A 901-nucleotide genomic window follows, 5' to 3' on the forward strand; every position below is an offset into this window, starting at 1 on the left:
CGAACCGTCCGGGTTGGGGACGGCCGCGCAGATCCCGGCGGACTGGGCGAGCCCGACCAGCGCGACCGCCGCCGCCCCCAGCAGGAGCCGCGGCAGCACCGACAGATCGGGCAGGGTCGGCGACGGCAGCGCCGACGCCACCCGCGCGATGCTCTGGACGGTCTCCACGTCGACGTCCAGCAGGGTCACCGCGGCGCTGACGGACAGCAGCGCCAGCAGGGACGCGGTCGCGCGGAGCGCCGGCACCAGGGAGGCGGCCGCCCAGACCGCGATCGTGGCCAGGGCGACGGCGACCGTCGCGGGCCGCCAGTCCGGGACATGGCCGATCCACTCGCCGAGCCGGGCGAGCTTGTTGTGCGCCTGCGGGAGGTAGCCGGTGGCGTCCTTGAGCACCCCGACGATGATCTGGACGGCGATGCCGGTGGTGAACCCGGTCATCACGGCGTTCGACACGAAACTCATGGCCGCGCCGAGCCGCAGCAGCCCGAACAGCAGCATCATCACCCCGACGAGCAGGGTCAGCGCGACGACGTTCCCCAGGTCGTGCGGGTCGAGGTGCGCCTCGGTCAGCACGCTCTGCGACGACAGGGCGATCGCGCTGGTCAGCGTGGTCACCATGAGGACGGTGCGGGACAGCAGCGAGCCCACGATCGTCGGCGCGATCCCCGAGTACAGGCCCAGCACGGGGTTGAACCCGCCGATCGCGGCGTAGGCCATGCCTTCGGGGATGCTGAACAGGCCCGTCGCCAGCCCGGCGACCGCGTCCCGCGGTGTCGGGCGGCCGAGCCCGCGCAGCGCCTTCTTCGGCTTGAGCCCGCCCAATCGCCCTCCCCCCCGGGCCCTGCTTCGATCAAGCCCGTCCCGGCGCCGCGCGTCGACGCGGCCGCCGGTCATCGGGGCG

Annotated in this window: 1 protein-coding gene; it reads right to left on the bottom strand. The window is 73.9% G+C overall.

The features are described from left to right. Window positions 1-822: SulP family inorganic anion transporter (locus ACYVE7_RS34790; protein ID WP_460370908.1), on the bottom strand; the 822-nt coding region annotated here is incomplete at its 3' end. Window positions 823-901 lie beyond the last annotated feature (79 nt).

It is taken from the genome of Actinocorallia lasiicapitis (genome assembly GCF_054778695.1).